Origin of the sequence: Herbaspirillum sp. ST 5-3 (genome assembly GCF_004804275.1) — a bacterium.
Lineage (GTDB): Bacteria > Pseudomonadota > Gammaproteobacteria > Burkholderiales > Burkholderiaceae_D > Noviherbaspirillum.
The window spans coordinates 20123-46052 of the sequence record NZ_STGI01000021.1 but is presented as its reverse complement, the minus strand read 5'-3'; the positions used below and the strand labels follow the sequence as shown (position 1 = coordinate 46052).

General features: G+C 61.6%; 21 protein-coding genes. 8 read left to right on the top strand and 13 right to left on the bottom strand.

Translation table 11 applies throughout. The features are described 5' to 3' along the window. Positions 1–21: 21 nt before the first annotated feature. From E6W33_RS25820 to E6W33_RS25805, 4 genes are all read right to left on the bottom strand, one after another. On the bottom strand, positions 22–1245 hold the full coding sequence (locus E6W33_RS25820; protein ID WP_136420256.1) for an ABC transporter substrate-binding protein: 1224 nt from the start codon (positions 1243–1245) through the stop codon (positions 22–24). 88 nt (positions 1246–1333) lie between these two features. Further along, positions 1334–3052, bottom strand: coding sequence for a carboxylesterase family protein (locus tag E6W33_RS25815; RefSeq protein WP_136420255.1), 1719 nt, complete (start codon positions 3050–3052; stop codon positions 1334–1336). A 34-nt stretch (positions 3053–3086) separates the two neighbouring features. Beyond that, on the bottom strand, positions 3087–4739 hold the full coding sequence (locus E6W33_RS25810) for a 3-(methylthio)propionyl-CoA ligase (RefSeq protein WP_136420254.1): 1653 nt from the start codon (positions 4737–4739) through the stop codon (positions 3087–3089). 339 nt (positions 4740–5078) lie between these two features. Beyond that, positions 5079–5678, bottom strand: coding sequence for an HD domain-containing phosphohydrolase (locus tag E6W33_RS25805; protein ID WP_136420253.1), 600 nt, complete (start codon positions 5676–5678; stop codon positions 5079–5081). 288 nt (positions 5679–5966) lie between these two features. On the opposite strand from E6W33_RS25805, the gene E6W33_RS25800 reads away from it, so the two are divergent. Beyond that, positions 5967–6881, top strand: coding sequence for a queuosine salvage family protein (locus tag E6W33_RS25800; RefSeq protein WP_168798767.1), 915 nt, complete (start codon positions 5967–5969; stop codon positions 6879–6881). On the opposite strand, the gene E6W33_RS25795 is transcribed toward E6W33_RS25800, so the two are convergent. Beyond that, positions 6865–8466 carry an MBL fold metallo-hydrolase gene (locus tag E6W33_RS25795; RefSeq protein WP_247869798.1) on the bottom strand — a complete coding sequence of 534 codons (1602 nt, stop codon included), beginning with the start codon at positions 8464–8466 and terminating at the stop codon, positions 6865–6867. The two genes, E6W33_RS25800 and E6W33_RS25795, sit on opposite strands and share 17 nt — an antisense overlap. Positions 8467–8677: 211 nt before the next feature. On the opposite strand from E6W33_RS25795, the gene E6W33_RS25790 reads away from it, so the two are divergent. Continuing rightward, positions 8678–9475: an SDR family oxidoreductase gene (locus E6W33_RS25790; protein WP_136420250.1), complete on the top strand. Its 798-nt coding sequence runs from the start codon at positions 8678–8680 to the stop codon at positions 9473–9475. Between the two features lie 23 nt (positions 9476–9498). On the opposite strand, the gene E6W33_RS25785 is transcribed toward E6W33_RS25790, so the two are convergent. Beyond that, positions 9499–10302: a hypothetical protein gene (locus E6W33_RS25785; RefSeq protein ID WP_136420249.1), complete on the bottom strand. Its 804-nt coding sequence runs from the start codon at positions 10300–10302 to the stop codon at positions 9499–9501. Between the two features lie 256 nt (positions 10303–10558). Between E6W33_RS25785 and E6W33_RS27180 the strand changes: the two genes are divergently transcribed. Further along, on the top strand, positions 10559–10705 hold the full coding sequence (locus E6W33_RS27180; protein ID WP_168798765.1) for a hypothetical protein: 147 nt from the start codon (positions 10559–10561) through the stop codon (positions 10703–10705). A 17-nt stretch (positions 10706–10722) separates the two neighbouring features. Here the strand turns inward: E6W33_RS27180 and E6W33_RS25780 are convergent, their stop codons facing one another. Together E6W33_RS25780 and E6W33_RS25775 are read right to left on the bottom strand one after the other, a co-directional pair. Further along, positions 10723–12780: a UvrD-helicase domain-containing protein gene (locus tag E6W33_RS25780; RefSeq protein WP_136420248.1), complete on the bottom strand. Its 2058-nt coding sequence runs from the start codon at positions 12778–12780 to the stop codon at positions 10723–10725. A 354-nt stretch (positions 12781–13134) separates the two neighbouring features. Continuing rightward, positions 13135–13818 (bottom strand): hypothetical protein, encoded by a 684-nt coding sequence (locus E6W33_RS25775; protein ID WP_136420247.1) that lies wholly within the window; start codon positions 13816–13818, stop codon positions 13135–13137. A gap of 107 nt (positions 13819–13925) precedes the next feature. Between E6W33_RS25775 and E6W33_RS27350 the strand changes: the two genes are divergently transcribed. Continuing rightward, positions 13926–14276: a hypothetical protein gene (locus E6W33_RS27350; protein WP_211097432.1), complete on the top strand. Its 351-nt coding sequence runs from the start codon at positions 13926–13928 to the stop codon at positions 14274–14276. A 454-nt stretch (positions 14277–14730) separates the two neighbouring features. Here the strand turns inward: E6W33_RS27350 and E6W33_RS25760 are convergent, their stop codons facing one another. The 3 genes from E6W33_RS25760 to E6W33_RS25750 all read right to left on the bottom strand — a co-directional run bounded on the left by E6W33_RS25760 (position 14731) and on the right by E6W33_RS25750 (position 18844). After that, positions 14731–15540: a hypothetical protein gene (locus E6W33_RS25760; RefSeq protein ID WP_136420245.1), complete on the bottom strand. Its 810-nt coding sequence runs from the start codon at positions 15538–15540 to the stop codon at positions 14731–14733. Positions 15541–15931: 391 nt separating this feature from the next. Then, positions 15932–16975, bottom strand: a complete 1044-nt coding sequence (locus E6W33_RS25755) for an AraC family transcriptional regulator (protein ID WP_136420244.1) — start codon at positions 16973–16975, stop codon at positions 15932–15934. Between the two features lie 186 nt (positions 16976–17161). Next, the gene (locus tag E6W33_RS25750; protein ID WP_136420243.1) at positions 17162–18844 is read right to left on the bottom strand and encodes a long-chain fatty acid--CoA ligase; all 1683 of its coding nucleotides are present in this window, start codon (positions 18842–18844) and stop codon (positions 17162–17164) included. A gap of 249 nt (positions 18845–19093) precedes the next feature. Here E6W33_RS25750 and E6W33_RS25745 point away from each other — a divergent pair, with 249 nt between their 5' ends. Genes E6W33_RS25745 through E6W33_RS25730 form a run of 4 tightly spaced genes read left to right on the top strand, consistent with a single transcriptional unit; the run spans position 19094 to position 22732 of the window. After that, a complete protein-coding gene (locus tag E6W33_RS25745; protein WP_136420242.1) occupies positions 19094–19735 on the top strand; it encodes a TetR/AcrR family transcriptional regulator in 642 nt (213 codons plus the stop codon). Beyond that, positions 19732–20688, top strand: coding sequence for an HlyD family efflux transporter periplasmic adaptor subunit (locus E6W33_RS25740; protein WP_136420241.1), 957 nt, complete (start codon positions 19732–19734; stop codon positions 20686–20688). Before E6W33_RS25745 ends, E6W33_RS25740 begins: the two co-directional genes overlap by 4 nt. Continuing rightward, positions 20688–21611 (top strand): ABC transporter ATP-binding protein, encoded by a 924-nt coding sequence (locus E6W33_RS25735; protein ID WP_136420240.1) that lies wholly within the window; start codon positions 20688–20690, stop codon positions 21609–21611. Before E6W33_RS25740 ends, E6W33_RS25735 begins: the two co-directional genes overlap by 1 nt. Continuing rightward, positions 21608–22732: an ABC transporter permease gene (locus tag E6W33_RS25730; protein WP_136420239.1), complete on the top strand. Its 1125-nt coding sequence runs from the start codon at positions 21608–21610 to the stop codon at positions 22730–22732. Before E6W33_RS25735 ends, E6W33_RS25730 begins: the two co-directional genes overlap by 4 nt. Positions 22733–22738: 6 nt before the next feature. On the opposite strand, the gene E6W33_RS25725 is transcribed toward E6W33_RS25730, so the two are convergent. Both E6W33_RS25725 and E6W33_RS25720 read right to left on the bottom strand, forming a co-directional pair. Further along, complete coding sequence (locus E6W33_RS25725; protein ID WP_136420238.1) at positions 22739–24301, bottom strand: FGGY-family carbohydrate kinase; 1563 nt, start codon at positions 24299–24301, stop codon at positions 22739–22741. A gap of 21 nt (positions 24302–24322) precedes the next feature. Then, positions 24323–25930 carry a glycerol-3-phosphate dehydrogenase/oxidase gene (locus E6W33_RS25720; protein WP_136420237.1) on the bottom strand — a complete coding sequence of 536 codons (1608 nt, stop codon included), beginning with the start codon at positions 25928–25930 and terminating at the stop codon, positions 24323–24325.

Below are 25930 nucleotides of genomic sequence, written 5' to 3'. Positions count from 1 at the left end.
GCTTTGCGTCGATTGTGATGACTATTTTTTGACCAGCGGACAGGCGCTCTTCGCCAGCGACTGGTATGCCTGGTCGCCGGGGATCACTGCCTTGACGTTGTAATAATCCCATGGCGCTTTCGACTCGGACGGTTTCTTCACCTGCACCAGATACATGTCGTGCACCATGCGGCCGTCTTCCCGGATTTTTCCGTTCTTGGCAAAGAAGTCGTTGATCGGTGTCTCTTTCATTTTCTTCATCACGGCGCCGGCTTCGTCGGTGCCGGCCGCCTGGATCGCTTTCAGGTAATGCATGGTCGAGGAGTAGACGCCGGCATGAATCATGTTCGGCATCTTCTTCATCTTCGCGGCGAAGCGCTTGGACCAGGCGCGCGTCTCGTCATTCAGGTCCCAGTAAAAGGCTTCGGTGCCGTACAAGCCCTGCGCCACATTCAGGCCGAGGCTGTGGATGTCGTTGATGGTTAACAGCAGCGAAGCAAGATGCTGCTTGCCGGATTTGCCGATGCCGAATTCATTGGCGGCCTTGATCGCATTGACCGCATCGCCGCCGGCATTGGCAAGTCCGATGATCTTCGCGCCGGAAGACTGGGCCTGCAGCAGGAAAGCGGAAAAGTCCGATGCGTTCAACGGATGTTTCGCGCTGCCGAGCACCTTGCCGCCGTTGGCCTTGACGACGTCGCTCGAATCCTTTTCCAGCGAGTGGCCGAACGCATAGTCGGCGGTGATGAAGTACCATGAATCACCGCCCTGCTTGACCACGGCATTGGCGGTGCCGTTGGCAAGCGCATACGTGTCCCAGGAATAGTGAATGCTGTTGGGCGTGCAGCTTTCATTGGTGAGCCGGGTCGCGCCGGCGCCGTTGATGATGGCGATGCGGTTCTTCTGCTTTGCGATGTCGACCACGGCCAGCGCAGTGCTGGAGGTGACGAGATCGTTGATCATGTCCACCTTCTGCGCATCGAACCATTCGCGTGCCTTGCCGGCGGCCACGTCGGACTTGTTCTGGTGATCGGCGGAAATCACCTCGATCGGCTTGCCGAGCACCTTGCCGCCGAAATCCTCGACCGCCATTTTGGCGGCGGCGACCGAGCCTTCGCCGCTCAGGTCCGAGTAGAGACCCGACATGTCGGTGAGGATGCCGATCTTGACGACATCGTCGGAAACTTTCTGTTGTGCGTGCGATGTGCCGGCTGCCAGCGACAGGATGGCGGCACCGATGGCGGTGCGAAGTTGCGACTGTTTCATTGTGGTGATCTCCATACTTGAAATAAAGGCGTGAACGTCCCCACGCGCGACGCGGGGACGTCGCGCGCTGCGGCGAATCGGTGTGTTCTTACTGCGTGCTGATCTGCGTTTGCGTCAGGCTGGCGTCGAAGGTCAGCTTCTTCGGCCATGGCTCCCAGGTCACGCCGAGCGCCGACGTGTTGGGATCGCCGTTGCGGGCGAAGGCGGCAACGCTGTTCATCATCGCGTTCGACAGCGCGAGGCGTCCGGTACGGTTCGCCGTGCTGACGATAGAACTGGAGAACAGCGACGGACCGAAATTTCCGAAGACGAAAGGCAGGTCGTAGGCATGCGCCGCGCCGTACACATCGTTCCACGGTGCCGGATTCTGCTTCCATGCAAACTGGTAGTACCAGACATTGGATTGCTGCGCGCGCAATGCGTTGAGCACGCTGTCGCGATTGCTCGTGAACAGCAGGTTGCCCACCAGCGCGGTACGCGCGTTATAGCCGGTGCTCGGAGTATCGACCGGTAGGTAGGACGGATCGATGATGTCGTTCACGGTCAGCGTGCTCGCAGCATCACCGTTGAAATTGGCCATCATGGTAAAGCGCGTGGCGTCGCTGACGATGAAGCCCGGCTTGCCGCCCAGCGCCGGCGAGAGCGCGAGGAAGGAGGCGAACAGCTTGCCTTCCTCGGTCGTGTTACCGGCAAGGATGGGCACCTTGCGATAGTTGCCGGCATTGATGGCGGCGATCGGGTCGGTCGACACGACCGTGCCGTCCGGGATCGGATTGGAGCCGGTGAGTCCTTTTGCCAGCAGCGTGCTGAGGATGGTGGAAGCACTCTTGCCGCGCATGTAGGCCGCGATCTGCGCATTGCTCTGCGTGGCGACATACTGCTGCGCCGATGCCGTGTCGGTGGCGAGGCCGTCCGCGATCAGCAGGTTGTACAGCAGCGAAGTCGCCTGCGCCTGGTAGGTCGAGGCCGGGTTCATGATCGCGATGGAACCGGGCGGCAGTTCGGAGGCGAAGGAAATGCCGCCGCTCATCGGGACGGCCTTGTGGAACAGGCCGGTGGTCAGCGGCGAGGTCAGCAGCGCATAGACATTGATCGCGCCCGCGGACTGGCCCATGATCGTAACGTTGCCCTTGTTGCCGCCGAACTGGGCGATGTTGTTCTGGATGAACTTGAGCACCTGGATCTGGTCGAGGATGGCGTAGTTGCCGGAATCATCCAACGCGTTGGCGCCGGTCTTCAACTGCGGCATGTTGAAGAAACCGAACGGCCCGACGCGATAGTTCGCGGTAACGACCACGGCATTCGCGGTCTTTGCCAGGTTGGCGCCGTCATAGACCGGATCGGCGGAATACCCCGAGATGTTGCTGCCGCCGTAGATGAAGAAGATCACCGGCAGATTGCCGGTGTCGTTGGCGGGGCGCCAGATGTTGAGCGTGAGGCAGTCTTCGCTGCCGACCGGCGTGTTCAGCGTGGTGCCGATGGTCGCGTCGTAGGTGTTGTTGGAACCGGGGCCGTACAGGCGGCCGTTCTGGATGCAGGCATTGCCGAAATTCTTTGTTTGCAGAGGCGCGCTCCATGCATCCGGCTCGACCGGCGCTTTCCAGCGCAGCGCGCCGGCGGGCGCCTTGGCGAAGGGCAGTCCCTTCCAGTAATACGTGCCGCTACCGGCACCATCGTCCACGCCCAGCACTTCACCATAGACAGTGCTGCGCACTTCCGGGCCGCTGCTGCCGCCACCGCCGCAAGCGGCGAGCATGCTGACGGCGATCAGCAAGGATGCAAATAGAACTGTCTTGTTTGTTTTCATGTCTCCTCCTTTGTTATTGGAATTCAACAGCCTGTTACGCCGTCGGCAATCTGTAGTCGCGATACTGGTCCCGTATCCTGTTTTTCAAAATCTTCCCGGTCGCGCCGATCGGCAATGCATCGACGAACACCACGTCGTCCGGTGTCCACCACTTGGCAATTCGGCCGTCGTAAAAGGCCAGCAGTTCATCCTTGCTGACTGCGGCGCCGGGCTTCTTCACCACCACCAGCAAGGGCCGCTCGTCCCACTTCGGGTGGGACACGCCGATGCAGGCCGCCTGCTGCACGGCGGGATGGGCGACGGCGATGTTTTCGAGATCGATGGAGCCTATCCACTCACCGCCCGACTTGATGACGTCCTTGGTGCGGTCCGTGATTTGCAGATAGCCGTCGGCGTCGATGGTGGCGACATCGCCGGTGGGGAACCAGCCATCCTGCAAGACCTCGCCACCTTCGCCGCGGAAGTAGCCGTTGATCACCCACGCGCCTTTCGCGAGCAGGCTGCCGCGCGTCTCGCCATCCCATGGCAATGCATTGCCCTCGTCATCCACGATCTTGATCTCGACGCCGAACACGACATGCCCCTGCTTCTGCAGGATGGCGCTCTTGCGCTCTTCCGGCAGCGCTTCGTGGCGGGACTGCAAGGTGCACACCGTGCCGAGCGGCGACATCTCCGTCATGCCCCAGGCGTGCACCACGTCGACGCCGTGTCCGATGCGGAAGGCGTTCATCATCGCGGGCGGACAGGCCGAACCGCCGACCACCACGCGCCGCAGCGAAGAGAAGCGCAGTTGGTTCTGGCTGACATGCGCCAGCAGTCCGTTCCACACCGTCGGCACGCCCGCCGAAAAAGTGACCTGCTCCTGCTCGAACAAGTCATGCAGCGACTTGCCGTCAAGGGCAGGCCCGGGGAAAACCAGTTTCGCACCGGCCAGCGCTGCGGAGTAAGGCAGTCCCCAGGCATTGACGTGGAACATCGGCACGACCGGAAGGATCACCTCGCGGCTGGAGACGGCCAGCGCATCGGGCATGGCCGACGCGTAGGAATGCAGGATGGTGGAGCGGTGCGAGTACAGCACGCCCTTCGGATTGCCGGTGGTACCGGAGGTGTAGCACAAGCTGGAGGCGGCATTCTCGTCGAAGTGCGGCCACGCGTAATCATCCGAGCTCCAGCGGATCAGGTCTTCGTAACAAAGCAGATCGGGAATGGTGCTGTCGGCCGGCATGCGATCGCGCTCGCACATCAGCACGAAACCCTTGACCGTGTCGCACGAGGCGGCGAGCGCCTCCACCAGCGGCAGGAAGGTCAGATCAAAAAACAGATATTGATCCTGCGCGTGGTTGACGATGTAGGCGACCTGCTCGGGATGCAGGCGCGGATTGATGGTGTGCAGCACCGCACCCGAACCCGAGATCGCGTAATACAGTTCCATGTGGCGGTAGCCATTCCATGCCAGCGTGGCGACGCGGTCGCCGATCTTCACGCCGAATTCGCCCAGGGTACGCGCCATCTGCCGCGCACGGCGGTGACAGTCGCGATAGGTATAGCGATGGATATCGCCCTCCACGCGCCGGGACACGATTTCGGTGTCGCCGAAATACCGGTCCGCGTGGCGGATGAGAGAGGAAATGAGCAAGGGCTGATGCATCATCTGGCCCATCAACGGACTGTTCGGATACGACGACATCGACTGCTCCTGATCTGCTTGCGCACTGGTCGTCTTCGCAGACGTGCGCAATTTTTTGAAGAAAAAGCCAACCCTGCTCGCGTCGAAAGGCGAGATCGCGTTGAACAGGGATGGCGACCGCTCTAGCGGTCTGACAGATTGCAATTGAAACGGATTACGTGCAGCGGGTATGCATGGAAGGTCTCCTTGCCGTGCGCGTTCGATGCGCTGACACGGCCTTGTCGGTTTTTCTGTTGTGGAGACTGTATGTTGTTCGCCGGTGCGCGTCAGTGACCGGCGAAGCCAAGTTAATGGCTTTTCGGGACAAGGGATAACTTGCTCATGCGCAGCGCGGCGGGTCTACTTGAGGCGCGAGGGACTCTTCTCGATGACAGCGGCGAAGTGCGCGAACAGCGCGGGGTCGAACTTCCTGTTGACCTCCGAACGCATGACCTCGACGATTTCATTGTGCGTTCGCGGACGATGGTAGGCGCGCACGGTTGCCATCGCATCGTAGCTGTCGGCCATCGAGAGAATGCGTGACAGCATCGGAATGCCGTCGCCGGCAAGACCGTCGGGATAACCGCCGCCGTCGAAGTATTCATGGTGGTGGCGGATGACGCTGGCCACCGCCGGCGCATCCTGCAGCAAGGTGGCGCGCATGATGCGCTCGCCGCGCTCGGAATGGGTTTTCATGATTTCCCATTCGTCGTCATCAAGCTTGCCGGGCTTGAGCAGCACGTTATCGGGAATGCCGATCTTGCCGACATCATGAAACGAGGCGCTGACGCCAAGCAAGACGAGATCGTGGTCCGGCAGCGCGCAAGCAATACCGATTTCGGTCGCCAGGTTGATCACGCGCTCGCAATGAAAGCGCGTATAGGGATCGCGCTCATGCAGCGCGACCGACAGCGCCTTGGTGAAACGACGCAAGGCGCTGAACTTCAATAACTCCTGCATGGCGCTCCTCCTCGGAATCACTCTCCGCATTCCGTATTTTTCTTGAAGCCCGCTGCGGAAATCGGTGGCAACGGTCCGTGTGCCGGAATGCATTCCGAAAATTGTACTCGCCTTGGAGAAAAGCGGTGATACATGCTTCGATCATGTGTCCGGCCTTGCGGCAACGCGTCAATATGTTGTCGATTTGTGCATACCCTGTCGCGAGACATCGTTCCCGCGTATAGCCGGAATCGTGGCAAAAAGGCACAGGAGTCGGGTATCCTTGGCGGACGCATATCAGGAGCCCGCATGGACAAACTTCACACCGCAAAAGAACGTCTCCTTGCTCAGGCTCATCTCGACTACCAACCCGAACTCGTCGCTATTGACGAAGATGCAATCTCGCGTCTGCCCGCCCGCGCCGACCGCTTCGGCCACCTGACCGTCGGCTTGTTCGGAAAGCCGGCCGGGCGCACGCCTGAGGGCGCCGCCGCCTACAGTATTGCCTTGAACAGCCTGAACTTCATGTTCTGGACGCCGACCCCGCAAGGGATTGCGCGCTATCACTGGCGCGGCGAAGGCGGTGCGCATGGATTGATGGCCGCACTGGACACCATCTGGGGCGAGCAATCGACACCGGCCCGGCTGCGCGCGCTGTTGGGCTCCGGCGAGGAACAGGCGCTCGTCAATGCGCTGGGCGACATCTCGATGCCGAGACGGCGCGCGCAGTTCCTGCGCGAGATTCTGTTCGAGGATCAACTGGAGCAGGCGTCGTCGGAACTGGTCGCGGCAAGCAAGAGCGGTCGGCTGACGACGGACGATGCGGAGCGCCTCGCGAAGCGCTTCACCGTGGCGTACGGCCAGGACGCGTACCTGGTACGCGCGCAGCTCGCGCTCATGTGGTTTGCCGGATATCTCATGGAGCAAGGCATCGAGGTTGAATGCGACATCACCGTGGCGGCCAGCTACCAGATGCCGCGCGTGATGCGCTCCATCAAGATACTGCGCTTCGCGCCGGAACTGGCGGCAAGGATTGACAGCCACAGCCTGATCCTGCGCAACAGCGCCGAAGAGCGCGCGATACGGTCGGCGACCGTGCTGGGCACGCAGGCGATGGCGAAGCATCTCGGTGTGTCGGAACATGCGATGGTCAATGTGCTATGGCAGAACCGGCATGCGTGCGGGGCGATACCCTACCACCTGACGATCACGACGGATTACTGACCCGCCACCACTGCCCTTCGCTTTCGACCGCGCGGCCTTCGTCGCGCAACTTGATGAGGTGCGCCATCAGCGAGCGCGCCGCCATCGGAAATCGTTCCCGCGGCACGTCGGCATAGACCACAGGAAGCAACTGATCGATTGTCGCCCGCTCAAGATTGTCGAGCGCGGCGAGCACGATGTTTTCGCGCGATTGCCGGTGTGCGAGCAGTCTTTCGATGCGCTCGCGCGGCTGATCCATCAGAAATCCATGCCCCGGCGCGAGCCAGGCGACGTCCTCCTGCTGCACCTTGCGCAGGGACGCGAGGTACTGGCGCATGTCGCCATCCGGCGGATTGATCACGACGGTGGAGCCTTGCATGATGTGGTCGCCGGTGAAAAGCAGCCGCTCGTCCTCCAGCAGATAGCACAGATGGTTCGAGGCATGGCCAGGCGTGTGAATGGCGCGGATGACGCAGCCGGCAATCGCGATGCGCTCGCCGTCGGCAAGAATGCGATCCGGTACGAAGCTCTGGTCCTGGTGGTCGAAGGGCGGCGGCGGCATGCCGATCAGTTCCGCGCCGGTCTTTTCCTTCAGCAGTCTTGCCGCCGGCGAGTGATCGCCATGGGTGTGCGTGGTGAGTATCCAGCGGATGCGGCCGCCCGCGTTTTCCAGCAGCGCATGCACATGCGCTTCCAGCGCGGGACCGGGATCGAGCACGGCGATGTCGTCGCTCGCGCCGATCAGATAGGTATTGGTGCCGGGTCCGCGCATGAAGTGCGGATTCGGACTGGCGATGCGGCGCACCTTGTCGGACAGCCGCGTCACGACGCCGGGCAGGATTTCGCAGGAAGCATTGCCCGCTCCGGCCGGGTCGAGCTTGCCGACCTCGGGATAGGCGGCGTCGGCAGCCAGCAGAATACGCCGCTCGCCTTGCGCCCATGCGGGGCGCGGCATGACCGGCGTAATCGGTGCAGTCGACGCAAGGCCGCGCGCATGCTCCATCAGGGAAGCAAGATCGCGAAATCCGGCCAGCGATTCCAGCGTTTTCATGGTGGGGAACATCAGTGCCATCTCGTCGCGCTGGTGACGTGCCAATGCATCGCCGGGACGTATCCATAAATGGCCGATGGTTTCCTTGTCGTCGTGCGAGGCGTCTTGCGACGACGGCGCGGCGGCGACAAAAAATCGCGTGTTGAAGCGGCGCGGCGCAATCGGCGGCGCGATCCAGTGGCTGAAATAATGCAGCCGGTCCGCGGCGAGGCGCAGCTTGTGCGTATTGCACAGTTCGGCCAGCGTCTGCTGTCCGGCGATCAGCTTGTTGCGGCTCTGCGCAAGGTCGGAAATTGACGTGCATGCCTGTGGATCGATCAAGGCGCCGCTTTCATCGCAGGCGAGCAGCAGTCCGGCTTCCTCGAAGCATTCGCGGATGGCCGCGACCCAATGTGCGAGTCCGTCTCGCTCCACGTCCAGCATGCGGCTCGCCGCCGCATCGTCGAGGCCGTGGCAATGACCCGAGCGCGCGACACTGAAATCGCTCGCGTCCACCGCGCCTCCGGGGAAAACGTAAGCACCTTCGGCGAAGCTGGCGCCGTGGGTGCGTTGCATGAGAAGGACTTCGATGTCTTCGTCGCTGTCGCGGACCAATATCAAGGTCGCTGCGGGGCGAATTGTGGAAGGCGCTTGGGTCATCTGCTTATCGGCTCACATTGTCTTGTCTCGGCGGGCACGGCATCCAGGATCGGCCAGCGGAATGTTGAACATCCATATTACACTTTCGCCATGCGGCGCGTAGCTGACCATGACCCGGAGGAAAGAGATGGATCTGCAACTGGAAAACCAACACGTTCTGATCACCGGCGGCAGCAAGGGCATCGGCCTCGCCTGTGCCCTCGGGTTCCTGAAGGAAGGCGCGCGCGTCACCCTGGTGTCGCGCGATATCGCCAATCTGAATCGCGGCATGCAAGCACTGCAAAAAAACGTTCCCGATGCGTCGTCGCGCATTGCCATCATCGCAGCCGACCTGAGCGACGTGCATGCCGCGGCGGCGGCGCTCGATCAGGCGGAACAGGCGGGCGGCCCGGTAGACGTGCTGGTCAATTCGGCCGGCGCGGCACGCCGCACTCCGCCGGATGAACTGACGCCACAGGCATGGCACGACGCGATGCAGGCAAAATACTTTACCTACATCCACATGATGGATCCGATGATCAAGCGCATGGCGCAGCGCGGACGCGGTGCGATCGTCAACGTGATCGGTGCGGGCGGCAAAGTGGCCAGTCCGATTCACCTGCCCGGCGGCGCGGCGAATGCGGCGCTCATGCTCGCCAGCGCAGGCCTCGCGGCGGCTTACGGTCCGAAGGGTGTCAGGGTGAACGCGGTCAATCCCGGACTGACCGCGACCGATCGCCTCAAGGAAGGCATGGCCGCGGATGCGAAGCTCAAGCAGATCAGCCTTGATGAAGCGATGCGACGCGCGCATGAACATCTGCCCTTGCGGCGCATCGCCGAGCCGGAAGAAATCGCCAATGCCGTCGTGTTCCTGGCCTCGCCGCGCGCGAGTTATATCAGCGGGGCGATTCTGGCGATGGATGGGGCGGTCACGCCGATGGTTTGAGCGTGGCGGGAAGCGCTAGGCTGCTAGTTGATTTCCCGGTTCTCACTTTGATACGAGGGGCAGCCGTCCTGTCCCCATTTCCCGCCGCAGACTTGCCACTTGCATTGTTCGCGCCGGAAGAAACTGCTGATGCCTTCGCACTGCGCATATTGCTCTTGCGTGCTGACGGACTTCACGATGCTGTTCTGCGCAAGAAGCGGGATGCTGTGGTCGTCGAGCGGTTTCCTGGGTGCCTTGGCGGCGATGGCGGTGGATTCTTTCTTCGCCTTGTCCGCCGGCGCGTGCGCGGCATGCTCGGTTCGTGCGAGGGCCGATTTCTTCAACATGTCCGATGCTCCCGCTTTGGATGTTGTGCTTGCCGACTTCGATTCGCGACGCACCGGATGCGTGACGCCTGCTTCATTGGCTGAAGTTGCTTTGCCTGAATCCGATGCCGGAATGGCAAGCGATGCGCTTGCGTCGGCGGCAGCCAGCTGGGTGTCGCCACGATTGGTCTTCAGGGCGCCGATGGAGAAGATCAAGGCCGCCGTCAGACAGACACTGATCAGCAGTGCCTGCAGGCCTGTCGAGAATTTTCGTTTCGACAGCGGCGCGTCGTTCGCGGGGCCGGATTGCGGCTGCTCGATCATTGCGGGGAGGCGTTGAGGAACGAGTACCGGAAGCATCGGCTTCTCATCTACCTGCCCGGGCACCGCATCATTGGCGCTTTCGTTCTGGCCGATGATCGCCTCCACATTCGTCGGGTGCTCCTCGTGAGGATGCCTTGGCGCGTCCTGTGCGTTCTCGGGCGGATGATTGCGTTTGTGCCGGCCCGATTTTCTTGCCATCCTGGATTGCGCCATGAAGAGTCCCCGTGCGTGTGCATGCTTGTATCAAACTTGGATAGGGGACGCTTCAATTTAGTTCCGTACGGAAATAAATCGTATGGGCCATCGACGCTGCCGGGAAATGTAACTTTCCCTTTCCGCAATTGACCCACGGAAAGTGCGCCGTTATCGTCGCTGCTCGCTACCGACTGGCTTGCGAAAGCAGGGACAGCCGCTTCCAAACCATTGCAAGCTTGTTAAAGACATGAAATATCTTGTGGTACTAATTACCGTGGTCACCCTTTGCAGTTCCGGATGCGTCGTCGTGCCGGAATATCCGTCCGCGCAAGTGGTGATCTCGGGCGGCGGCCAGCCCGGCCCCTATCACTGTCCTCCCGGACAGGCCAAGAAGGGGCGCTGCTGACGGCCTCGAAGGTCCGATCACGCCACCTTCGGTTTCGCGAGCAAGGCTTTCAGATTCGCCAGACGGTCCTGCGGCGTCAGCACTTCATCTTCCTTCGGCACTGCATCGCCCTCGTCCAGCTTCATCTCCTTGATGAAGCGTGAAGGATCGCAGTTCACGCTCTCTCGCGCGCGCTTGCGCTTCTTGCACCAGGTGACATGCAGGCTGCGCTGCGCGCGCGTGATGCCGACATACATCAATCGGCGCTCTTCCTCGATGCGCGCGGCCAGCGTGTCGATCGGCGCATCCGGATCGCCCTTGTGCGGCAGGATGCCTTCTTCCACGCCGACCAGGAACACGTGCGGGAATTCCAGCCCCTTCGACGCGTGCAGGGTCGACATGCGCACCGCGTCGGGCTCTTCATCCTTCCCTTCCAGCATGGTCATCAGCGCGACCATCTGCGTCAGTTCGAGCAGGCTCTTTTCTTCACCGCTGCCGTCCTTGCCGCCGGTGCCCTTCTCCTTCAGCCAGGTGGTGAAGTCGAGCACGTTCTGCCACTTCGATTGCGCCTGACGCTCGTCGAAGGTTTCGTAGAGATAGGATTCGTAGTGAATCTCTTTCATCATCTCGTCGAGCAGTTCGGCGGCGTCTTCGCCGCGCTTGGAGGCGCGCGCTTCGAGGCCGTTGATGAAGTGGCAGAATTCGCGCAGCGGGTTGAGCTGGCGGTCGGCCAGCTTGGCTTCGATGCCGCCCTTGAACACCGCCTCGAACAGCGAGCATTGCCATTGGCCGGCGAACGCACCGAGCGCCTCCAGCGTGGACTGGCCGACGCCGCGCTTGGGCGTGGTGACGGCGCGGATGAAGGCGGGATCGTCATCCTCATTCGCGACCAGCCGCAGGTAGGACACGATGTCCTTGATCTCGGCGCGGTCGAAGAAGCTCTGCCCGCCGGAGATGGTGTAGGGAATGCGTTCCTTGCGCAGCGCGGTTTCGATCACGCGCGCCTGATGGTTGCCGCGATAGAGGATCGCGTAATCGGAAAACTTGGCGCGCCGTTCGAACTTGTGCGCGGAGATCATGATCGCGACCTGCTCCGCTTCCTGCTCGTCGTCCTGCATCGCCATCACCTTGACCGGATCGCCGAGGCCGTGCTCCGACCAGAGCTGCTTTTCGAACAGCTTAGGATTGTTGCCGATGACGGCGTTCGCCGCTTGCAGGATGCGCGTCGAGGAGCGGTAGTTCTGCTCCAGCTTGATCACTTTCAGATCGGGGAAATCGACCTGCAACTGCTTGAGGTTTTCAATGGTCGCGCCGCGCCATGCGTAGATCGCCTGGTCGTCGTCGCCCACTGCTGTGAACATCGGCTTCTTGCCGAGGCCGGTGACCAGCAGCTTGACCAGTTCGTACTGGCAGGTGTTGGTGTCCTGGTATTCATCGACCAGCAGGTAGCGCAGTTTGCGCTGCCAGCGATCGCGCACTTCCTCATTGCTGCGGAACAGCTCGACCGGCAGGCGGATCAGATCGTCGAAGTCGACCGCCTGATAGGACGACAGCGTGGCAACGTAGTTGCGGTAGATGCGCGCGGCCTGCGCTTCGTCTTCGGTGACCGCCTGCTTCAATGCGGTGTCGGGATCGACCAGGCCGTTCTTCCACAGCGACATCGCGGTCTGTATGCGCCGGATCAACTGCTTGTCGGTAGTGCAGGCCAGATCCTGCACCAGCGAAAAACAATCGTCGCTATCCATGATGGAGAAGCGGTCCTTGAGCCCGAGTTCCTTCGCTTCGCGGCGCAGGATCTGCACGCCCAGCGAGTGGAAGGTGCAGACGGTAAGATGCTTCGCTTCCTTCGGTTCCTTCAGCAGCTTGGCGATGCGCTCCTGCATTTCCAGCGCAGCCTTGTTGGTGAAAGTGACGGCCGCGATGTTCTTCGCGTCGTAGCCGCATTGCTCGATCAGGTTCGCGATCTTTTGCGTGATCACGCGCGTCTTGCCGGAACCGGCACCGGCCAGCACCAAGCAAGGTCCATCCATGTAATTGACGGCTTCGCGCTGCGGGCGATTCATTCCATGAGCGACGTTATGCGGGGCGTGTGACATGCGGAAAACCGGTGAAGCGAAAGCGGGTCATTGTATCAGCGCAGTCGGCTCACGATCGGACAGTTGCCAGTTCGCTACGGGAATATATTGCTTGCATTTAAAACGGCGGGACTGGTGAGCTGATCGGAATTATTTTCAGGCAGGCTATTTGTGGAGTGCCTTGGCGTGGGCTTCAACTTTTTCGTAAAAAAAGATGAAGCGCAGCGGTGACGCAGATTCCGTGTCGGCACGGGCTGCCAATGAGCCCATCATAGATGCCGGACAGTCGATTGCAGGCTTATCCCTCATGCCGGCTCTATCGGTCAGTTTTTTGCACTTTGAGGGGAGTCCATATACGAGAGGTTAGCCGTCTGCTCACTCATGCCAGTGTATTACCTCGCCAAGTGAGTGGGCTGTGGGAACGTAAAACTGTAGAGCCTTACCGCCGAAACCGGCGATGACCGCCGCTATGACGAACGGCCAGATAGTACGACTGATAGCAGTGGCCAACCAATGCTGGGTGTCGAGGCCCCGAAGCCTTCGGTAAAGGCTAGCGGAAAGCGCTCCGTCAACCAGCAATTCGGCAAATAGCGTCGGCGCCGTATAAACGATCCAGAGCGATGAGAGCAGCAATGCCCCGACCACTAACAAAACGAGAAGAGGAATTGCGACTTCATCCGCGCTGGCGGCTGCACCAATTGTGTCGGATATTGATCCGCCATCGGCCGACGCCATCGAGTGAACCTCTGAGCAATCGGCCGGAACATTCCGGCAAGTTGGAATGCCAGAAAGATCTGGGAAATCGGTGTAATCCTCGGCAGACGTTCTGAGCCAAAGCCAGAGAAAAAATAGGAATACGACATAGGCGATGGCAATGGACAGAGGATAGCGAGTGGCCATTGACGTTACGCAACAGCGGAGCATCGAAAACGAAGCAAGAAAACCTGCACCGCCAGTAAGCGTGATGATGAGCAGCATTTTGAGGCGAGGTAAGCCTTTCAGCTCCAGCTCGGCACGTATACGAGCTATTTCAGTTTGACGATGAAATTGCGAACGCATGGGCATCAAGACGGCTAACGAAGCTGTATAAAAGTATCTCTGCATCTTGCCACGGCCGAACTGTTATCACAATAACCAGTCTATAGGAGGAACAAGGAGATCCGCCCGTGGCCCGTTACAAGCATATCGACACCAGCCCACGCTTCCTGCCGGTCGATCTGGCCCGGCAGCTGTTACCCGGCACGTTCGAGCATGCGCTGAACCATCTGCTCGACCATGAAATGGACCTCTCCAGCTTCGATGCTCGGTTTCGCAACGACGACACCGGCGCTTCAGCCTACCCTCCCGCGTCGCGGGGTGTCGAGGGTATTGAGTTCTATCGGATTTCGCCGAGACGACACGCCTTTATCTCATTCATTGCGTCGGACACGGTCACCTCTCTTAAATCCCATTGCCACTGGTTGTGCACCTTTAATCCTGAGCTGCTCCAAGAGCTGTCCATCCCAAGGCGAACGTAGTACTCCTTGCGTTGAGTAGCGTTCATTAACATTGTTATGGGCCTATTTTCGAGCGTTGAGTTACCTAATAATCCAGCCTTCCAACGATGGGTGATTGTATGTGGACCAGCATCGATTGGAATGGCGGCATACTCACCATTTTTCAGCACTGCTGCCAACCTTCCATCCATCTCAATTTCGGCGGAAAGAATCGCCAGGCCCCTTGCCTCGGGTCGGTAAACATACACAACACCTTGCTCTGCACGTGCCCCTCCGTAAGGAGAAAAAATGGGACCAGTCGTTGCGCAGCCTGCTAAAACAAGCGACGTCCATACCAGCAGGATAAGTTTCCGACACTGCATAATTTCAATATTCCTGAAATGCTTATAACGATTAGCTAACCCGCGCCGCTGCCGCAGCATGAAAAAGTGCAGAGCTTTCCGGCGTCGGGTTCAGCAACTTGTTCGGCCATTTGCTAGAAGACCGTTTTAACGACCTTTTTCACGCCTGACAGCAGGTCTGATACTTGTTCAGCCGTAGGGTCCGGCGTCTTAGCGTGGTCGCATATGTTCCTAATGTCCGCAAGGTGCTGAATGAATCGCCATTGAGGAATATCGATTATGTTTCCCGCTTTTAGCGCCTCATTGAAGTCGCCGATCGTCGGGTTCTTCTTTGCGATTGTTAGTTGACGATCTGTACACACCTGCCCCAAGTGACGCTCAAGGACAACCCCCGCTACCGCCCCAGCCGCCCGGAAGAACTTTGACTTGGCAAGATGCTCCGCGGCCGCCAGTTCGGAATCCATTAGATCCGCTTGCACGATATACCGGATGTCAAAGAGAGAACTCTCAAACCTCGCTTGCGCGGCTTCGACAATCGCCAACTGTTGGCGAAACTGGGGGATCGCTGCATCTTGGCCAACGACTTTCTCTTTGTATGTACCACGAGTGACGTTCAGGCCTTGGAGATAGTCTTCAATCCGGTAATTCTCGTACGTGATTTCTTTTCGAGTCTTTGGCTTTTCGTAATGCCTTGAGAAATCGGCAACCCTGTCAGGCAACACTTGGCGAAGTAGAGCCAGCGCTTCGGAGTACCAACTTTGGTATTCCGTATTGAAAGAAGGCAGCTCCTTAATGAACTCGTCTGTTTTGTCTTTCAACTGTTCTTTCAGCTGAGCCTTGAATTCCTTCGGGAAGCAATTCAGTTGCATAGCCATGTGCAAGGCGTTGCCCTTATTAACGAGCTTTGCAAGGTCTTTCTTGAAACGTTCGATGTTCGATGACATAACTGCTCCTGCTATGGCGGAGTCCTATTGGGCCGAACTTCAATTGGGGTGAAAAAATTTCTTTCTAACCCGGCGAACTGTCCACCTATCTAGGCTCACCAATTCCGCCGCAGCCCTTGCTACGTCTAGCTTCTGGCAATATACCCAAGGTTTGCACAGTATTAAATAAACGGGAAAGGCAGACAGCTTCCGTGTATGCGATCCATCCTGCTTCGCCTGTTCCGCACAGACCTCGCAAGCTGCTCGATCAAGCCCGGCGTTGCATTCGCGACAAGCATTACAGCTTACGCACAGAGGACGCACACGTCTACTGCGCGCGATGGTAAATCCGCGTCCATTGCCTGCGCCATCCCATGAATATGGGCAGCACTCCGGCAGATCTCGCCACTGATCATCTCCCCGCAACGACCGATGTCGGTCGATCGCTTTCGACGATCATGCGATGCCGATACTCGGTAGGCGTGAGGTTGAACCAGCGCTTGCAGGCGCGACTGAAGGTGCTGCGGTCGGTGAAGCCGAGCAGGCAGGCGGCTTGTGCGAGCGTGAGGCGCTGCTGGCCGAGGTAGCGCTGCGCCAGCTCGCGTCGCGTGTCGTCGACGATCTGGTGAAAGGATGTGCCTTCTTCCTGCAGGCGGCGTTGCAGGGTGCGCTCGCTCATGCACAGCGCACCGGCGATGTCGCCGCGCGCGGGGTCGCCGTTGGGCAGATGACGGATGATCAGCTCGCGTGTTCTGACGCTGGTCCGCACGCTGCCCATGCGGGCGAGGTGCTCGCGTGCATAGCGGTCGTGCAATTCGGCGAGCATGGGATTGGCGGCTTGCGGCGGCAGGGCGAGGTCGGCATGCGAAAACAGCATGCGATGCGCGGGTGCGTCGAAGCCGACCGGGCATTCGAACACATCGCGATAGGTTTGCGCCGCGCCGGGTGCGGGATGGGCAAATTCGACTGCCAGCGGGCGAATGGCTTGCCCGGTGCTCCAGCGGAAAAAGGTGAGCAGCGTGGTGAGCACGAACTCGACGCGCGAAGGCGGCTCCGGCCGTCTGCCGCCGGGCAGTTCGATACACACCCAGCAGCCGCGCTGTTCTTCCTGCAGCGACACGGACACCGCATCGCTGACGATGCGCTGGTAGCGCACCAGGAAGCGCAGGCCTTCCTGCAGGTTCTTGCAGGTCATCATGGCGTAGGCGACGACATCGAAGCCGGCCGGCTGCATCACCGGCGCGAGCGCGAGGCCGATCGTCGGGTCGCCGGAGCGGGCCGCGGCGAGTTCCCACAGCAGGCTGATCTTTTCGGTCGCGTAGCGCGTGTCGGGATTGTCCAGCGCCGCGAGGTCGAGTTGCGCTTCGTCGAACAAGGCATGCACATCCAGGCCGGCGCTCTTCAGGCGTCCGGCGATGCCCCTGACCCAGGATGCGGAAGTCGTTCGTCCACTCATTGATTGCGGTCCCCTCTTTCATCACCCAGCGCTTATGTGGCCGCGCTGGTCGTGATGCAAGTTATACCGTGGATCAACTCGGCGGGCAATCCGCCGCCCCGGCCGGGGCGAAAAAAAACCGCCTGGTGCGCAGGCGGTTAAAAGGAAGGGTGCTGCCTTGTTATTCGATACGGGTCCGCAATTCGCTCATGCGGCCTTCTTCTCGTCGCGCAATTCGCGTCGCAGGATCTTGCCGACGTTGGTCTTCGGCAGGCTGTCGCGGAATTCGATGTATTTCGGCTTCTTGTAGGCGGTGAGCTGCGTCTTGCAGTAGCTCATCAGCTGCTCTTCCGTCAGGGACGGGTCCTGGCGCACCACGAATACCTTGACGGCTTCGCCGGAGTTCTTGTCCGGCACGCCGATGCAGGCGCATTCGAGCACGCCGGGGTGCGATGCGATCACGCCTTCGACTTCATTCGGATAAACATTGAAGCCGGAGACGAGGATCATGTCTTTCTTGCGATCGACGATCCTGACATAGCCACGCTCGTCCATGATGCCGACGTCGCCCGACTTGAAGAAGCCCTCCGGCGTCATCACTTTTGCTGTCTCGTCCGGGCGATTCCAGTAACCGGCCATGACTTGCGGGCCGCGGATGGCAATTTCGCCGGCTTCGCCGAGCGGCACTGGCTGGCCGTCGTCGTTCAGGATGGCGATTTCGGTGGAGGGAATCGGCAGGCCGATGGTGCCGCTGTATTCGGTGGCGTCGACCGGATTGCAGGAGGCGACCGGCGAGGTTTCGGACAGGCCGTAGCCTTCGAGGATGGCGCAGCCGGTGACCTTGCGCCATTTGTCGTTGACCGCCTTCTGCACCGCCATGCCGCCGCCGATGCAGACCTTGAGTGCGGAGAAGTCGAGCTTGTCGAAGCCCGGCGTGTTCAGCAGGCCGTTGTACAAGGTGTTCACGCCGGGGAAGATGTTGATCTTGTACTTGGCCAGTTCCTTGACGAAGCCTGCCATGTCGCGCGGGTTCGGGATCAGGATGTTCATCGCGCCGGCGCGCGCGCCGAACAGGCAGCATGCGGTCAATGCCAGCACGTGGTACAGGGGCAGCGCGCAGACCACGGTTTGCGCTTCGTCGGGCGGCAGGTTTTTCAGCGCGGGCTGCGACCAGGCTTCGTTTTGCAGCACGTTGGCGATCACGTTGCGGTGCGTGAGCACGGCGCCCTTGGAGACGCCGGTGGTGCCGCCGGTGTATTGCAGAAAGGCGATATCGTCATGGCTCAGCTTGACGCGCTTCAAGCTCATGCGGGCGCTTTCGGCCAGCACGCGCTTGAAGGACACGGCTTGCGGCAGCGAATAGGCCGGCACCATCTTCTTGACCTTGCGCACCACGAAATTGACCAGCGCGCCCTTGAAGCCGCCCAGCAGGTCGCCCATGCTGGCCACGATCACGTGCTGGAGACGCGTTTTGGCCAGCACTTGTTCCAGCGTGGTGGCGAAGTTTTCGAGGATGATGATGGCCTTCGCGCCGGAATCGTTCAACTGGTGTTCCAGTTCGCGCGGCGTGTACAGCGGATTGACGTTGACCACGGTAAAGCCGGCGCGCAGAACGGCGGCGATCGCAATCGGATACTGCAGCACGTTCGGCATCATCAGGGCGACGCGGTCGCCCTTCTTCAAGCCCTTGCCTTGCAGCCAGGCACCGATCTGCCGCGAGAGGCGGTCCACCTCGGCATAGGTCATGACCTTTCCCATGCAGGCGTAGGCATTGCGCTGGGCGTACTTGTCGAATGCCTCTTCCAGCAGGTGGGTCAGCGATGCATACCGGTTGGTGTCGATCTCGGCCGGCACGCCTTGGGGATAGGACTTAAGCCAAATCTTTTCCATGCTTTGTCTCGGTTCTCTCGTGGTCTTGGATCGGGGGATGCGGCCAGACAGTGGCCTTATTTTGCTCACATGCTATGGCCGGGACCATGCACTGACAAGCGGTCGGCGCAAGCTTGTCTCGGGAAGTCACACAATTGGCCGTCATGATCAAACCTGGCGTCCGCCGGCCATGCCGACCGTCGCCGCAAGGCAATCCGGCGCCGGAAAAATGGCGATTGCTTTATTATTAGTCGTTCGTATAATAATTCCATGGCGCGCCCTTCCCAAAACATTGACCAGCGGCTGTTGCAGGCCGGCGTCGAACTGCTGCCCGGCACCGGCTGCCGCGGCCTGTCCGCGCGCAAGCTGGCCGAACATGCGGGCGTCAACCTGGGCATGTTCCATTACCACTTCCGCACCAAGGACAATTTCATCCGCACGCTGCTGCAGCAAATCTACGAGCAGATGTTTTCGCTGCTGGTGCTTCGCTCGCATAAGGGCGAATCCGCATTGCAGAACCTGCGCAATGCCTTGCTGGTGCTGGCGCACTTTGCCCGGACGCATCGGCAACTGCTGGTGCGCATCGCGGCGGATGCGCTGGCGGGCGAACAGGTCGCGGTCGAATTCCTGCAAGCCAACCTGCCGCGCCATCTCGGCGTGATTTCCAGCCTGATCGTCGAGGCGCAACGTGAAGGCGACCTGGCGAAGGCGCCGGTGGCGCAGGTATTCTCGTTTCTCGCCGGCGCAGTGATGGCGCCGGTGCTGCTGGGCGCGGCACTGGCGGACAACAGCGCCTTGCCGCCCGCGGTCGGCGGCATGCTGGAGCGCGAGGTGTTATCGAAAAAGGCGGTCGAGCAGCGCGTCGAATTCGCGTTGCGCGGCTTGTCCGTGCCCGACCGGAGAATGGCATGAAGATATGGTGGCTCACGATCGCGGCACTGCTGGCGGGCTGCGCGGAAAAGACCGGCGATTACTTTCCCGGTTACGCCGAGGCGGAATACGTGCGGCTGGCGACGCCGATTGCCGGCACGCTCAGCAAGCTGTACGTGAGCCGCGGCGACAAGGTGGCGCAGAATGCGCCGGCCTTCGTGCTGGAGCAGGAAAGCGAACGCGCCGCCCGCGCCGAAGCAGCCTCGCGCGTGCAGCGCGCGCAGGCGCAACTGGCCAATCTGCAAAAAGGCCGGCGCCCGGATGAAATCGCCGCGCTGCAGGCGCAACTGTCGCAAGCCGATGCATCGCTGCAGCTATCGTCCAGCAATTTTGCGCGGCGCAAGCAACTGGTCGCGGAGAAGTTCATCGCCCCGGCCAACCTGGATGAAGCGCGTGCCGCCGTCGAACGCGATCAGGGCCGCGTGAAGGAATTGCGTGCGCAATTGCGTGTGGCACGGCTCGGTGCGCGCAGCGACGAGATCGACGCCGCGCAACAGGAATTGAAGGCAGCCGAAGCGCAGCTGGCGCAGGCCGATTGGCGGCTGGAGCAGAAGTCGCAGCGCATCCCGGTCGCCGGTGACGTGAACGATGTGCTGTACCGCGAGGGCGAATTCGTGCAGGCCGGCAGTCCGGTGGTCAGCCTGCTGCCGCCGCAGAACATCAAGGTGCGTTTCTTCATTCCGGAAACGCGGCTCGGCGCGATCCGCCTCGGGCAGGACGTGATCCTGCAATGCGACGGCTGCAAGTCGTCCGTCGCGGCAAAAATCAGTTACGTATCGGCTGCACCGGAGTACACCGCGCCGCTCATCTACAGCAAGGAAAACCGCGCGACGCTGGTGTTCATGATCGAGGCGCGCCCCGTTCCCGGGCAGGCGCAGGCGCTGCATCCCGGCCAGCCGGTGGAAGTGCATTTGTCCGGTGCGAAGGCGCAGTGATGGATGCGGAAGCGATCATCGATGTGCGCGGCCTGACCAAGCGTTACGATAATCGCGTGGTGGTCGACCATGTCGACATGCAGGTCGCGCGCGGCCGCATCTACGGCTTTCTGGGCCCGAACGGCAGCGGCAAGACCACCACCATCCGCATGCTGTGCGGCCTGCTGACGCCGGACGACGGCAGCGGCACCTGCCTCGGCTTCGACATCCGCAAGGAGTCGCGCAAGATTCGCCGCCATGTGGGCTACATGACGCAGCGCTTCGGCCTGTATGAAGACCTGAGCATCGAGGAGAACCTCGACTTCGTCGCGCGCGTGTATGAAGTGCCGCAGCGCGCGCACAAGGTGAAGGCGACGCTGGAACAGCTCGGACTCGCAAGCCGCCGCACGCAACTGGCGGGCGCCTTGTCGGGCGGCTGGAAGCAGCGCCTCGCGCTGGCCGCCTGCCTGCTGCACGAACCGCAACTGCTGCTACTGGACGAGCCGACCGCCGGCGTCGATCCGAAGGCACGGCGCGAATTCTGGGACCATCTGCATCAGCTCGCGTCGGAGGGACTGACGGTGCTGGTCTCGACGCATTACATGGACGAAGCCGAGCGCTGCCATCAGCTCGCGTATATCGCGTACGGGCACCTGCTGGCGCAGGGCACATCGAAAGAGCTGATTGCCGGCGCGCGGCTGACCACCTATTCGGCCGCAGGCGAGGGGCTGGCGGAACTGGCGCGGGCCTTGCGCACGCATCCCGGCATCAATGTCGCTTCCTTCGGCACCACGCTGCACATCAGCGCGACCTCGCAGGCCGGGCTTGACGCGGCGCTGTCCCCCTACCTCGGCGACCATCTGCACATCACGCCGGTCGAGACCAGCCTGGAAGATGTATTCATCGCCTTGATGCAGCAATCCACGGACAACTACGAATCATGAACTGGTCGCGCCTGCTCGCCATCCTCATCAAGGAGTTCCGCCAGATCCGGCGCGACCGGCTGACGTTCGCTATGATGGTGGTGGTGCCGATCATGCAACTGATCCTGTTCGGTTATGCGATCAATACCGATCCCAAGCATTTGCCGATGGCGGTGGTGCAGGCCGATCAAAGCGAGTTCGCGCGCACGCTGGTCGCCAGCCTGGAGAACTCCGCCTATTTCCGGATGACCGCGCGACCGCGCAGCGAAGCGGAAGGCAATGAACTGCTGGACGAGGGACGCGTGCAATTCCTGCTGGTCATTCCGCCGGATTTCGGCCGGCAGTTGCTGCGCGGCGAGCGACCGGTCGTGCTGCTGGCGGCCGACGCAACCGATCCGGCGGCAGCGGGCAATGCGCTGTCGTCATTGAGCGCGATCAGCCGTCAGGTGGTGGCGCGCGATCTCACCGGCGAGTTGCGCACGCTGCAAGCGGGCGACGCCGCTTTCGAAATCCGCCCGCAGCGCCGATACAACCCGGAAGGCGTGTCGCGCTACAACATCGTGCCGGGCCTGATCGGCGTGATCCTGACGATGACCATGGTGATGATGACCGCACTCGCGATGACGCGCGAACGCGAACGCGGCACCATGGAGAACCTGCTCGCCACGCCGGTGCGTCCGCTGGAAGTGATGGTCGGAAAAATCGCGCCTTACATCCTGATCGGCTATGTGCAGACGGCGGTGATCCTGGTCGCCGCGCGGCTGCTGTTCGATGTGCCGATGGTGGGCAGCCTCGTGCTGCTGTCGGCCGCGCTGGTAGTCTTTGTGGCGGCCAATCTCGCGGTCGGCTTCACCTTCTCGACGATTGCGCGCAACCAGTTGCAGGCCATGCAATTGACCTTCTTCTTCTTTCTGCCGTCGATGCTGCTGTCGGGTTTCATGTTCCCGTTTCGCGGCATGCCGGGCTGGGCGCAAGTGCTCGGCCAGGCCTTGCCGCTCACGCATTTCCTGCGCGTCGTGCGCGGCATCATGCTCAAGGGGAATGGCTGGATGGAGGTGCTGCCGAATGTGTGGCCGATTGCGCTGTTCATGCTGATCGCAGGGCTGATTGCGCTGAAGCGCTATCGGCAGACACTGGATTGAAAGAAGTCAGTGCAGCCGCGGGTAGCCGGTGATCTTCTGAATCTCCTTGTACAGCGGCTGCAGCCGCGCATACATCTGCTGGTACACGCGCCGGTACAACTCGTCGTAAATCTTCTGGTGATGCGGCTGCGGCTCGAACACGCGGCCGATGCGCGTCATCGCATGGATCGCCGTGTTGAAATCGCTGTGCAGCCCGAGTCCGACTGCCGCGTCGATGGCCGCGCCGAGGCCCGATGTTTCATACACGTGCGGACGCGCGGTCGGCAGGCCGAATATGTCGGCGGTCAACTGCATTGCCGCGTCGCTTTGCGAGCCGCCGCCGGAGACGCGCAGTGAAGTGATCGGCACGCCGCTGCGCTTTTCGATGCGTTCCTTGCCCTCGCGCAGCGCGTAGGCCAGCCCTTCCAGGATCGCCCGGTAGAAATGCGCGCGGGTGTGCACATCGCCGAAGCCGATCACCGCGCCCTTCGCTTCCGGCCCCGGCACCTTGATACCGGGCGTCCAGTACGGCTGCAGCATCAATCCCATGGAGCCGGGCGGCACCGCATTGACCAGTTCGTCGAACAGCGCTTCCGGCGCAATGCCCTGCTCCGTCGCCCGATCCCTCTCGTGATGGCCGAACTGTTCCTTGAACCAGTTGACCATCCAGTAGCCGCGAAAGATCTGCACTTCGGTGCTGTAGGCATCCGGCACGGCGGCCGGATACGGCGGAATGAAAGGCGTGACTTCGATGTACTTCCTGCTGGTGGTATTGATGGTCGCGGTGGTGCCATAGCTCAGGCATCCGATGTGCTGCTCCAGGCATCCGGCGCCGATCACTTCGCAGGCCTTGTCGGCGGCAGCGGCCAGCAGCGGCGTGCCGGGCGGAATGCCGGTGGCTTCGGCGGCAGCGGCGGTGATCCTGCCCATCAGTGTGCCGGGCGGAACCAGCTCCGGCAGCATGCGGCGCTCGATCGGCAGCGCCTGCCATTTCCAGTCGCGCTTGCCGGCCCATTGCAGGCCCTTGTAGTCGAAGGGCACATAGCCGACCTGCGAACCGATCGAATCGATGAACTCGCCGCACAGGCGGTAATTCAGGTAGCCCGACAGCAGCAGGTACTTGTCGGTCTTGTCCCAGATCTCCGGCTGGTGCGCCTTGATCCAGTTGGCTTCGGCTTCGCCGAGAAAGAAGTTGATCGTGTCCTCGACGCGCGCGAGCTTGAACGCGGTGCGCCACAGCGGCCCGAGTGTCGGCACCTGAGTAGTGCGGCGCTGGTCGAGCCAGAGGATGGCGGGACGCAAGGGGCGGCCGAACTTGTCGAGGTTGATGACGGTGCCGCGCTGCGTGGTAACGGCCACGCCCTTGATCGCGCTTTTGTCGATGTCGTTCTGCGCCCACAGGCGCGCGCAAGCCGTGCACAGCGCCTGCCAGTAGCCTTCCGGCTCATGCTCGGCCCAGCCGGGCTGCACGGAGAAATAGGCGTCGAGGTGCACCTGCGACTTGGCGACGATATGGCCCTGCAAGTCGAACAGGATGGCGCGCACGCTTTGCGTGCCGTTGTCGATCGCCAGGATGTACTCGTTGGACATGCGTGTCTCCGACTTTGTTTTTTATGCGGCCTTCTGCGATGCCTGCCCGCCCTGCTCCGGCGGCACGCTGTAATGCTTCTGCCACAGCGCAATATACGCCGCCTGTTCGCTCACCCAGCGCATATCATCCCAGCCGAGTTCCGGCTGGCAGATGGCACGTATCCTGGGCAGCATGGCGATGCCGCCGTCGCGCAGCAGCAGGCCGAGCCGGGTCCGCCGCAGCATCAGGTCTTCCAGGTGCAGCACGGCTTCGCGGCGCGCGGCCCAGCGCAGTTCCGCGTAGAGGGTGTCGGTACCCGCGATCGTTTCCAGCTCGCCCTCCTGTGCGGCGGCCAGCAGCATGCGCGCGAAGCTGCCGTAGCGCCCGACCAGTCGTCGCGCTTGCTGCGAGGACAGGCGCCGGTCATAGGGCAAGGGCGGCACCGGCGGAAATACCGGACGTGCCCCCAGGCGCACATGCCAGCCGCGCAGCATGGGTGCGGCGTGCTTCAATGCATCGAGCGCAATCAGGCGGAAGGTGGTGAGCTTGCCGCCGGTGACGGTGAGCAGGCCGTCTTCCAGCCACACCGCGTGGTCGCGCCCTTCCTTCGAGGGATCGGCCTTGCCGCTATCGATCACCGGCCGCACGCCGGCAAAGGTGGAAATGATGTCCTCGCGCGTGATGCCGAGCTGCGGAAACTGGAAATCGATGGCCGCCATCAGGTAGGCGACTTCGGCTGGCGTGATCGCCGCTTCCATGCGCATGTCCTCGCGATGATCGACGTCGGTGGTGCCGACCAGGGTCACGCCTTCCCACGGAAATGCGAATACCGGACGGCCGTCCTGCGGATGCATCAGGCTGATCGCCTGTGCCACCGGCAGGCGCCACGCCGGAAATACCAGGTGACTGCCGCGCAGCGGGCGCAACCTGGCGCCGTTATGTGCCTGCTGCCGCAATGCATCGGCCCAGGCGCCGGTGGCGCTGATGACGACCTTGGCTTCGACCGCCTGACGCCGGCCGCTCACGGCGTCCTGCAATTCCACCCCGCATACCCGGCCGTCACGGCGCAGCACCTGGCGCGCGGCCATGTAATTGATCGCCACGCCGCCCGCCGTCAGCGCCTCCTGCAGCACGCGCAACACCAGGCGCGCATCGTCGGTCTTGGCATCGGTGTAGCACAAGCCGCCCTTGAGCCCGGCGGTCGCGATATGCGGTGCCATGAATGCGAATTCGTCGGGGGGGAAATAATGCCGCGCACGCTGCCCGGCCATCATGTCGTACAGCGCAAGGCCGAGCGAAAACGCCCAGCGTCCGGGCTTGCGTCCCTCGTAATCGGCAAAGGCGAAACTCTGCGGCTCGACCAGGCCGGCCGCTTCCTTCAGCAATCGTTCCCGCTCATGCACAGAATCGCGCGTCAGCAGGAGCTTGCCTTCCTTGAGGTAGCGCAGCCCGCCATGCACCAGCTTGGAGGAGCGGCTCGATGTGCCCCAGGCGAAATCGCGCTGCTCGACCAGCAGTGCCCGCAGGCCGTTGCGTGCCGCTTCCAGCAGGATGCCGGCACCGGTGATGCCGCCGCCGATGATCACGATGTCCCATTTGCGGTTGCTGAGCGAGGCGCTCGTGCGTTCGCGCCAGTTGGTCTGCCACAT

Coding starts and splice junctions, on each gene's coding strand:
- E6W33_RS25820 (WP_136420256.1), bottom strand. CDS start 1,245: ATGAAACAGTCGCAACTTCGCACCGCCATCGGTGCCGCCATCCTGTCG.
- E6W33_RS25815 (WP_136420255.1), bottom strand. CDS start 3,052: ATGAAAACAAACAAGACAGTTCTATTTGCATCCTTGCTGATCGCCGTC.
- E6W33_RS25810 (WP_136420254.1), bottom strand. CDS start 4,739: ATGTCGTCGTATCCGAACAGTCCGTTGATGGGCCAGATGATGCATCAG.
- E6W33_RS25805 (WP_136420253.1), bottom strand. CDS start 5,678: ATGCAGGAGTTATTGAAGTTCAGCGCCTTGCGTCGTTTCACCAAGGCG.
- E6W33_RS25800 (WP_168798767.1), top strand. CDS start 5,967: ATGGACAAACTTCACACCGCAAAAGAACGTCTCCTTGCTCAGGCTCAT.
- E6W33_RS25795 (WP_247869798.1), bottom strand. CDS start 8,466: ATGCAACGCACCCACGGCGCCAGCTTCGCCGAAGGTGCTTACGTTTTC.
- E6W33_RS25790 (WP_136420250.1), top strand. CDS start 8,678: ATGGATCTGCAACTGGAAAACCAACACGTTCTGATCACCGGCGGCAGC.
- E6W33_RS25785 (WP_136420249.1), bottom strand. CDS start 10,302: ATGGCAAGAAAATCGGGCCGGCACAAACGCAATCATCCGCCCGAGAAC.
- E6W33_RS25780 (WP_136420248.1), bottom strand. CDS start 12,780: ATGTCACACGCCCCGCATAACGTCGCTCATGGAATGAATCGCCCGCAG.
- E6W33_RS25775 (WP_136420247.1), bottom strand. CDS start 13,818: ATGCGTTCGCAATTTCATCGTCAAACTGAAATAGCTCGTATACGTGCC.
- E6W33_RS25760 (WP_136420245.1), bottom strand. CDS start 15,540: ATGTCATCGAACATCGAACGTTTCAAGAAAGACCTTGCAAAGCTCGTT.
- E6W33_RS25755 (WP_136420244.1), bottom strand. CDS start 16,975: ATGAGTGGACGAACGACTTCCGCATCCTGGGTCAGGGGCATCGCCGGA.
- E6W33_RS25750 (WP_136420243.1), bottom strand. CDS start 18,844: ATGGAAAAGATTTGGCTTAAGTCCTATCCCCAAGGCGTGCCGGCCGAG.
- E6W33_RS25745 (WP_136420242.1), top strand. CDS start 19,094: ATGGCGCGCCCTTCCCAAAACATTGACCAGCGGCTGTTGCAGGCCGGC.
- E6W33_RS25740 (WP_136420241.1), top strand. CDS start 19,732: ATGAAGATATGGTGGCTCACGATCGCGGCACTGCTGGCGGGCTGCGCG.
- E6W33_RS25735 (WP_136420240.1), top strand. CDS start 20,688: ATGGATGCGGAAGCGATCATCGATGTGCGCGGCCTGACCAAGCGTTAC.
- E6W33_RS25730 (WP_136420239.1), top strand. CDS start 21,608: ATGAACTGGTCGCGCCTGCTCGCCATCCTCATCAAGGAGTTCCGCCAG.
- E6W33_RS25725 (WP_136420238.1), bottom strand. CDS start 24,301: ATGTCCAACGAGTACATCCTGGCGATCGACAACGGCACGCAAAGCGTG.
- E6W33_RS25720 (WP_136420237.1), bottom strand. CDS start 25,930: ATGTGGCAGACCAACTGGCGCGAACGCACGAGCGCCTCGCTCAGCAAC.